The sequence below is a fragment of the Prescottella defluvii genome (assembly GCF_000738775.1).
GTDB classification, from domain to species: domain Bacteria; phylum Actinomycetota; class Actinomycetes; order Mycobacteriales; family Mycobacteriaceae; genus Prescottella; species Prescottella defluvii.
Map to the genome: position 1 here is coordinate 141,647 of NZ_JPOC01000029.1, position 8,832 is coordinate 150,478.

Below are 8,832 nucleotides of genomic sequence, written 5' to 3' on the forward strand. Positions count from 1 at the left end.
ATCAGCGGGCGGCGGGGCTGGAGACCCACTCCCACACGGCCGTGCGGACATCCGACTCCGGCTCGCGCCGCAACCGCACCAGCAGGTGCCGGTCCGCGAGATGCTCGACGACGCCCTCGCCCCACTCGACGACGACCACCGCGTTCGCGAGGTCGGTGTCGAGGTCGAGCGCGTCGAGCTGATCGTGCATGTCCACGGTGTCGGAGGCCACCGCCTCGTTCAACCGGTAGGCGTCGACGTGCACCAGTGCGACGGGCGCACCGCCGTCCGGGCGCGTCCCCGGCCGGTGCTCGCGCGCGATGATGAACGTCGGCGACGTCACCCGGCCCTCGACACCGAGGCCCGCCGCGATGCCGCGGGTCAGCGCCGTCTTGCCGGCACCCAGCGGGCCGTCGAGCACCACGAGATCGCCGGCGACGAGGTCGCAGGCCAGCGCCCGGCCCAGCGCCTCGGTGTCCTCGGTCGTGGGCAGGGTCGCACGACCACCCGTACGTGTGTCAGCCGACATCGGTTCGCTCCAGTTCACCCGCCGGCACAGCATTCTCGTGGTTCCCACGACTCGACACGGCACGCCGGACCAGCCGATCGATCGCATCGGAGGTTACCTGCGGGAACTCGAGCTCCACGAGATGGCCGGCGTCGCGCACCCGCACCAGCTCGGAACGGGGCAGCGCGGCCGCGAGGGCTCGGGAACTGCTGAACGGGATGATCATGTCGGCGTCACCACACAGCACCAGCGCCGGCGTGTCCGACAGCACCGGCAACGCCTCCGACTCGTCGTGCAGTTCCAGGGATTCGAGGAAGTTCACGATCGTCACGACGGAGATGTCGCCCAGCATGCACTCCGAGAACGTGACGAGCCGCGGGCTCACCTCGGTGCCGTACGACGCGGCCCGCAGGATCGGCGAGATGATCGCGCGGGCCGCGCCGCGCGCCTGCTGCACGACCCCGGGCGCGGTGCGCACCGCGAGCCGGAACGCGTCGATCACCGGGTTGTCGAGGTTGCTTCCGAGCCCCGACTTGTTCAGTCCCGCCGCGGTCGTCGCGAGCAGGCCCACGCCGATCACCTTGTCGTCGAACAGTTCCGGGAACTGTCGGGCCGTCGCGAGGATCGTCATGCCGCCCATCGAATGCCCGACGAGCACCACCGGCCCCGACGGCGCCACCTCCTCGACGACGGCCACCAGGTCCCGGCCGAGCTGCGCGATCGTGCAGCTCTCGGTGGTGGGCATCCCGGACTCGCCGTGCCCCCGCTGGTCGTAGAACACCATCCGGACCGCGTCGCCCCACCGCTGCGCGAGCATCGTGCGCTGGAAGTGCCACGACTCCATCCGCAGGCAGTAGCCGTGCACGAAGATCACCGTCAGCGGTGCGTCCGCCGGCCCGACCTCCCGCACCAGCAGCGGTACGTCGTCCTCGGTCACCACCACGCGGCTGCGGTCGCCGCGCATGAGTTCGAAGTTCTCGGACCCGTAGATCTCCGGTCCGCGGCGCGTCGCCGCGGCCTTGACCACGTTGAGTCCGGCGATCGCGCCGACCGCGGCGGCGCCGAGCACGCCCCCGAACAGGCCGATCCGGTTCAGGACGTTCACGATCGACCGCCGGGGCCGCCGACATAGGTGCGCACCGTCCGGCCCCGCACCGACGTCACCACCTCGTAGTGGATGGTGTCGAGCGCGTCCGCCCACTCCTGCGCGTGCGGCTCACCGTGCTCCCCGTTGCCGAAGAACACCGCGGTGTCCCCTTCCTGCACCCCGGCGCCGTCCGGACCGAGATCGACGACGACCTGGTCCATGCAGACCCGTCCGATGCCCGGGCGGCGGTCGTCGCCCAGACGCACGTCGAACCGTCCACCCAGCGCACGGGGGATGCCGTCCGCGTACCCGACCGGCAGCAACGCCACCGTCGTGTCGTGCGGGGCCACCCACGTGTGCCCGTAGGACACACCCTCACCAGCTGCCACTTTCTTCACCAGCGCCACCCTCGATCGGAACGTCATGACCGGCCGCAGGCCGAACGTCCCCAGATCCGGTACCGGGGACAGTCCGTATATCGCGATTCCGGGCCGAACCATGTCGAATTGCAGGTCAGCACGGGTGAGGGTGGCCGCCGAGTTCGACAGGTGCGCCGCCTCCGGTACCAGCCCGATGCGCTTGGCGTCGGCGAGGGCACCGGTGAACCGCTCCCGCTGGTCGTCGATGACGGGGTGGTGCGGTTCGTCGGCATGCGCGAGATGCGAGAACACACCCTTGAAACGCACCGCGCCCTCGGCCTCGACCCGGGCCAGGTCCGTCAGGAAGTCCGTCCACTCCTCACGCGAGACGCCGTTCCGGTTGAGCCCGGTGTCGACCTTGATCGTCACCGTCGCAGGCGTGCCGACCTCCCGCGCCGCCGCGACGACGGCCGCGAGATGCCGCGGGGACGACAACCCCACCTCGACACCCGCCGCGATCGCGGGGGCGTAGTCGGCGTCCGCGGTGTGCAGCCACGACAGCACCGGTGCGGTGATACCCGCGTTCTTGAGTTCGATGCCCTCGGCGAGCGTGGTGACACCCAGTTCCCGCGCACCGGCGGCGAGCGCGGCCCGCGCGACCGGAACCGCACCGTGGTTGTAGGCGTCCGCCTTCACGACGGCCATGACCGCCGCATCGCCGGCGTGCTCCCGCAGGATCCGCACGTTGTGGGCCACCGCATCGAGATCGATCACCGCTTCCGCCTGCGGCGCCGCCGCCGGAGGTGTGTCCGCCGCCGGGGTGGCGTTCGCGGTGGTCGGGTCGGTGTCGGTCTCCTGCGCGGTAGTAGTCACAGACTTCGATCCTGCCACTCACCGGGACCGGCCCGGTTCCTGGGTACGACCCGATCAGTCACGATTCGGGCACAGGTGAGCTCGGAAACTCCCGCAGTATCCGAATCGCCGACCGCAGGTGCGCCAGCAGCGTCGACGCCGAGATCGGCGCGAGTCCGGTGTCCCCGATGCCCTCGGAGCCCTCCCGCGCTCCGAGATTGGCCGCGAGGGAATGCGCACGCGCACCTGCGGCCGCGGCCACCGCCGGCTCGAGCCCGGTCGCCAGGAGCGCACCGATCACACCGGACAGGACGTCACCCGACCCTGCCGTGGCCGCCCACGAACTGCCCGCGTCGTTGACGAACACCCGGCCGTGCGGGTCCGCGATCACGGTGGCCCGGCCCTTCAGCAGGACGGTCACCCCCCACTCGGCGGCCAGCGCCCGCGTCGCCGCGACCCGGTCCGGTGTCGGCGCGGCACCGGTGAGCCGCTCGAACTCGCCGGCGTGCGGCGTCAGCAGCGTCGGGGCAGCACGGTCGCTGACGAGGTCGGGATGCTCGGCCAACAGGTTGAGGCCGTCGGCGTCCACGAGTACCGGGACATCCGAGGCGAGCACGGTCCGCAGTTCGCCCCGCGCGGCATCGTCGGTGCCGATCCCCGGTCCCACGACCCATGCCTGCACCCGACCGGCATCCGAGGGCGACGGCGCAGCGACCACCTCGGGCCAATGGCTGAGGACCTCCGCCGCGGCCCGTCCCGCGTAGCGGACCATCCCGGCGGTCGCGGTGACCGCGGCGCCCGCCGACAGCACCGCCGCCCCCGGGTAGCGCCGGCTGCCCGCGACGACGCCGACCACGCCCTGCGTGTACTTGTCGTCCGCGGCCCGCGGAACCGGCCACATCCCGCCCACGTCCCCCGCGTCGAGAGCCCTCAGGTCGGGTTCGGGAAGTGCGAGACCGATCGGAACCAGTTCGACGCGGCCGCACCGGGTCGCGGCCAGGACGTGCACCGGTTTGAGCGCGCCGAACGCCACCGTGACGGCAGCGGTCACGGCAGGTCCGTCGACGGTGCCCGTGTCGGGGTCGACGCCGCTGGGCAGGTCGACCGCGACGATCGGAGCATCGAGGTCCGCGACGATCGCCGCTGCGGCCGGCCGCAGCGGCCCCTTGCCGGAGATGCCGACGATGCCGTCGAGCACCAGGTCCGGGTCGCCGGGATCTGGCGAGACCCGCCCGCCCGCAGCCCGCAACGCCGCGAGACCGGCGGCGTGCACACGTTCCGGGTTCAGCAGGACCGCGGTGACCGCGACACCCCGACGCCGCAGCAACGCCCCCGCCCACAGCGCATCCCCGCCGTTGTCACCGGATCCGACGAGCAGCGTGACGGCGCGACCGGCCACGCCCCCGGTCCGGTCCCGCAGTTCGTCGGCCACGACACGCGTCAGACCGTACGCGGCGCGCCGCATCAGCGTGCCCTCGGGCAGACTCGCCAGCAGCGGCGCCTCCGCGGCCTTGACCTGCCGTGTCGTGTAGTAGTGGCGCATCACCGTCAGGCCGCCACCGGGCCCGAGATCATGAACGGCGCCCCGTTGGGATCGGCGACCTGCGCCATCCGGCCGTACTCGGTGTCCCACGGTTGGGTGAGGACGGCCCCACCGAGTTCCCGGACACGCGCGATCGCCGTGTCGGTGTCGTCGACCTGGACGAACATCTGCCAGCGCGAGGGCACCTCGGCCGGGAGCGCCTTGCTCGCATCGTAGATTCCTGCCAGGTCCTCGCCGTCGAACCTGCCTGTGGAATAACGGAATTCGTCGGAGTCGCTCAACGTGGCGAGATCCCAGCCGAACGCGTCCCGATAGAAAGGCAGGGCCGCGTCGTAGTCCTTGCTGACCAGTTCGAACCACGCGGGCGTACCCGTCTCACCGATCATCCCGAAACCCTTGTGCTCGGCCGGCTGCCACGCGCCCACCACGCCACCCGACGCGTCCAGGAACATCGCCATCCGCCCCTGCTGCGGAACCGTCATCGGCTCCATCATCACCTGACCGCCGGCCTTCGAGACGGCCTCCGCGGTCGCATCCGCATCCGCCGTCGCCAGGTAGGTCGTCCACACGTTCACGTACGGATTGCCGGGCTGCCCCGGCATCGCGCCCGCCACCGGCTTGCCGCCGGCATGGAACATCACGTAGCCGCCGTACTCCTCCCCCGACGCCTCGTGGGTCCAGCCGAACAGGGCATCGTAGAACTCGGCGGCGCGGTCGATGTCGGACGACTGCAGATCGATCCAGCACGGGGCGCCCAGCGGCGCGGATTCACGGGCAGGCATGGCAACTCCTCGGTCGATTCGAGGTCACGGAGGTGTCGGAGGACACACTCGTCGCCAGACTACGCTGAATTGCATGAAAGCACGGGCAACCGCCATGGCCATCGGAATCGCTTTGGCCGCAACACTTTCCGGCTGCACCTCGAACTCGGAGGGCAGCCCGCCCACCGAGCCGGACAACGGACTCACCGTCGTGGTGAAGAACATGGCCTACGCGCCGACGTCGATCACGATCCAGGCCGGCCAGACGGTGACGTGGGTGTTCGACGACCGCGGGGTCCCCCACGACGTCGTCGGCGTCGGCGAGGCCAAGTCCGTGCTCCGCAGCCCCCTGCTCAAGACCGGGACCTGGGAGTTCACCTTCACCGAGCCCGGCACCTACAACTACACGTGCTCGCTGCACCCGGACATGCTCGGTGTGGTCGTGGTGGTCTGACGACCACGACCACACCGAGCCGTCGAACGACTATTCGACGGTGACCGACTTCGCGAGGTTGCGCGGCTTGTCCACGTCCAGGCCGCGAGCGACCGCGACCTCGGCCGCGAACACCTGCAACGGAACCGTCGACAGCAGCGGCTGCAGCAGCGTCGGCGCCGCCGGGATCTCGATGAGGTGATCGGCGTGCGCCCGCACCGCCTCGTCGCCCTCCTCGGCGATCACGATCGTCGTCGCGCCACGCGCCTTGATCTCCTGGATGTTCGAGACCAGCTTCGAGTGCAGCACCGCGCGCCCCTTCGGCGACGGCATCACCACGATGACCGGCAGGCCCTCCTCGATCAGCGCGATCGGACCGTGCTTGAGCTCACCCGCCGCGAAACCCTCGGCGTGCATGTACGCCAGCTCCTTGAGCTTGAGCGCACCCTCGAGGGCCACCGGGTAGCCGACGTGACGACCGAGGAACAGCACCGCCGACGAGTCGGCGAACTGGCGGGCCAGGGCACGCACCGGCTCGACGGTGTCGAGGACGCGGGCGACCAGCCCCGGCATCGCCGCGAGGTCGGCGTACTCGCGCGCCACCTCGTCCGGGTACTTCGTGCCGCGAGCCTGCGCCAAGGCCAGCCCCACCAGGTAGTTCGCAGTCACCTGGGCAAGGAAGGCCTTGGTGGAGGCCACGGCGATCTCCGGACCGGCCCGCGTGTAGAGGACGGCGTCGGCCTCACGCGGAATCTGTGCACCGTTGGTGTTGCAGATCGCCAGCACCCGGGCCTTCTGGTCCTTCGCGTGCTTGACCGCCTCGAGCGTGTCCGCGGTCTCACCGGACTGCGAGATCGCGACGACGAGCGTCGATCGGTCCAGCACCGGGTCGCGGTACCGGAACTCACTGGCGAGCTCCACCTCGACGGGCAGCCGCGTCCAGTGCTCGATCGCGTACTTCGCGAGCAGACCCGAGTGGTACGCGCTGCCGCACGCCACGACGAAGACCTTGTCGACGTCGCGCAGTTCCTGATCGGACAGCCGCTGCTCGTCGAGGACGATGTGCTGGTCGACGAAATGCCCGCGCAGGGTGTCGGCGACCGCGTCCGGCTGCTCCTGGATCTCCTTGAGCATGAAGTAGTCGTGGCCACCCTTCTCGGCGGCCTGCAGGTCCCAGTCGATTCGGAAGGCGCGGGTCTGGGCGGACGCATCGTTGCCGAAGAAGTCGGTGACCGAGTAGCCGTCCGCGGTGATCACGACCGCCTGGTCCTGACCGAGCTCGACCGCGTCCCGGGTGTGCTCGATGAACGCCGCGACATCGGAGCCGATGAACGTCTCGCCCTCACCGACACCGACGACGAGCGGCGTCGACCGGCGCGCCGCGATGATCATGTCGGGGTGGTCGGCGTGCGTGAACACCAGCGTGAACGCACCCTCGAGCCGGCGCAGCACCGACAGCGCACTCTGCAGGAAGTCGCCCGCGGTGGGACCGGACTCGTACGCCTTGGCGACGAGGTGGACCGTGACCTCGGAGTCGGTGTCGCTCAGCAGATCCACACCCGCGGCCTCGAGCTCGGTGCGCAGCGGGGCGAAGTTCTCGATGATGCCGTTGTGCACGACGGCGAACCGGCCGCTCGCATCCCGATGCGGGTGCGCGTTGCGGTCGGTCGGCTTGCCGTGCGTCGCCCACCGCGTATGCCCCATGCCGGTGGTACCGACGAACTTGTCCCGACCGATCTCGCCGAGCTCGGCCTCGAGATTGGCCAGGCGCCCGGCCTTACGCTCGGTCGCCAAGCCGCCTCTGCCGTCCAGGACCGCGACACCGGCGGAGTCGTAGCCGCGGTATTCCATCCGCTGCAACGCCTTCTCCACGACATCCAGAGCCTGGCGGTGGCCCACGTAACCCACGATTCCGCACATGGTTCACCAGGGTACTTGGACCACGGACCGGAATGAACTCGGACAGGCGGCGCAGCGCAACTCCCGAAGGCCGCCTCCCATCGGATAACGTCTCCTCCGTGGCGCAGACACCGAAATCCCTGGTATCCAAGCTGTCCAAGCGTGGCCCACACAAGGTGCTGCGCGGTGATCTGGCACTCGCGGGGCAACCCGGCGTGGTCTACACCCCCGCCGAGGGGTTCAACCTCCCCGCCGTCGCCTTCGCTCACGACTGGCTCGCCGGGACCACCAACTACGCCGCGACACTCGAGCACCTCGCATCGTGGGGCATCGTCGCTGCTGCGCCGGCGACCGAGCGCGGCCCCGTGCCGTCCCACCTCGGACTCGCCGCGGACCTGGGCACCACCCTCGACATCTGCACCGGTGTGCGCCTCGGCCCCGGCCGGATCAGCGTCCACCCCGAACGCCTCGCGTTCGCCGGACACGGCATGGGTGCCGGTGTGGCCGTGCTCGCGGCGGCCCGGACGGCCCGCGTCCAAGCCGTCGCCGCGCTGTTCCCCGCCCCCACCGCACCGTCCGCAACCGTCGCGGCCGCGCGGATCGACGTACCGGGACTCGTCATCGCCGGGGCGAGCGACGTCGACTCACTGGGCAGCGACGCCCTCGCCCTCGCCGACGCGTGGAAGGGCGAGAGCCTGCTGAGGGTCGTCGACAAGGGTTCGAGTGCCGGACTCGTCGAGGGACGCCGACTCCTCGGCTTCCTCGGCGTCGGCGGATCCGAACGCCGCACCCAGCACGTGACGCGGGCGCACGTGACCGGATACCTGCTGCATCACCTCACCGGCGACAAGACCTACGCCCCGTTCGCCGACCCCGACGCACACTTCCCCGGCACCCACCCGGCCGTGCGGGACGAGACCGAGAATCCGCTCGACCCCGACGATGCCGCCGCACACCACGCGGGCGTCCAGATCGGGCAGCTCCTCGGGCGCTGACTCACCACGAACCCGACTCCGCGAGCACCGCACCGGTCTCCTCGCCGGGTGACGGCGGCGGTCCCATCTCGGCGATCGCCGGTTGTTCCTCCTGGCGACGCCGCGCAGCCCCCTGCGCCGCCCCCTGCGGCAACCCGAGCATCGACGGCACGCCCGGAGCACCCAGCGCCCCGGGCTCCGGTTCCGGTTTAGGTTCCGGCGCCGGGACGCAGTAGACGGCCGGGTCGTCGTCCACCGTCGGCGCCGACGGTGCCGGTGGATCCACCGGATCGTCCACGACCAACTCCTCGTCGTCGGGGCAGTCGGGTGCCGGTTCCGGGGTGGGTGCCGGCGCGGGCGGGGGCTGAGGTTCCGGGGCCGGCGGGTCCGGGGGCGGCTGGGGAGGCGGGGGGGGCCGGGGGGCGGCGGGGCCCCGG

9 protein-coding genes are annotated in these 8,832 nt (G+C 71.0%); 2 read left to right on the forward strand and 7 right to left on the reverse strand.

Annotated features, from left to right (window positions below; all coding sequences use genetic code 11):
* Window position 1: 1 nt before the first annotated feature.
* The 5 genes from tsaE to IJ15_RS0112565 are packed head-to-tail and all read right to left on the reverse strand — an operon-like array spanning window position 2 to window position 5,110.
* On the reverse strand, window positions 2–508 hold the full coding sequence (gene tsaE / locus IJ15_RS0112545) for a tRNA (adenosine(37)-N6)-threonylcarbamoyltransferase complex ATPase subunit type 1 TsaE (RefSeq protein ID WP_031938685.1): 507 nt from the start codon (window positions 506–508) through the stop codon (window positions 2–4).
* Window positions 498–1,592 (reverse strand): alpha/beta fold hydrolase, encoded by a 1,095-nt coding sequence (locus IJ15_RS0112550; protein ID WP_031938686.1) that lies wholly within the window; start codon window positions 1,590–1,592, stop codon window positions 498–500. Before IJ15_RS0112550 ends, tsaE begins: the two co-directional genes overlap by 11 nt.
* Window positions 1,589–2,806, reverse strand: a complete 1,218-nt coding sequence (alr, locus tag IJ15_RS0112555) for an alanine racemase (protein WP_407984086.1) — start codon at window positions 2,804–2,806, stop codon at window positions 1,589–1,591. The genes IJ15_RS0112550 and alr overlap by 4 nt, the downstream gene beginning before the upstream one ends.
* Before the next feature lie 58 nt (window positions 2,807–2,864).
* Entirely contained in the window at window positions 2,865–4,328 is a 1,464-nt protein-coding gene (locus IJ15_RS0112560; protein WP_031938688.1) for an NAD(P)H-hydrate dehydratase, read from the reverse strand.
* A 5-nt stretch (window positions 4,329–4,333) separates the two neighbouring features.
* Complete coding sequence (locus IJ15_RS0112565) at window positions 4,334–5,110, reverse strand: VOC family protein (protein ID WP_031938689.1); 777 nt, start codon at window positions 5,108–5,110, stop codon at window positions 4,334–4,336.
* 73 nt (window positions 5,111–5,183) lie between these two features.
* Here IJ15_RS0112565 and IJ15_RS0112570 point away from each other — a divergent pair, with 73 nt between their 5' ends.
* Complete coding sequence (locus IJ15_RS0112570) at window positions 5,184–5,543, forward strand: cupredoxin domain-containing protein (RefSeq protein WP_031938690.1); 360 nt, start codon at window positions 5,184–5,186, stop codon at window positions 5,541–5,543.
* Window positions 5,544–5,573: 30 nt separating this feature from the next.
* Here the strand turns inward: IJ15_RS0112570 and glmS are convergent, their stop codons facing one another.
* The gene (gene glmS / locus IJ15_RS0112575; protein WP_031938691.1) at window positions 5,574–7,442 is read right to left on the reverse strand and encodes a glutamine--fructose-6-phosphate transaminase (isomerizing); all 1,869 of its coding nucleotides are present in this window, start codon (window positions 7,440–7,442) and stop codon (window positions 5,574–5,576) included.
* A 98-nt stretch (window positions 7,443–7,540) separates the two neighbouring features.
* Between glmS and IJ15_RS0112580 the strand changes: the two genes are divergently transcribed.
* Window positions 7,541–8,416, forward strand: a complete 876-nt coding sequence (locus IJ15_RS0112580; RefSeq protein WP_031938692.1) for a dienelactone hydrolase family protein — start codon at window positions 7,541–7,543, stop codon at window positions 8,414–8,416.
* 1 nt (window position 8,417) lies between these two features.
* On the opposite strand, the gene IJ15_RS0112585 is transcribed toward IJ15_RS0112580, so the two are convergent.
* Window positions 8,418–8,693: a hypothetical protein gene (locus tag IJ15_RS0112585; RefSeq protein ID WP_031938693.1), complete on the reverse strand. Its 276-nt coding sequence runs from the start codon at window positions 8,691–8,693 to the stop codon at window positions 8,418–8,420.
* Window positions 8,694–8,832 lie beyond the last annotated feature (139 nt).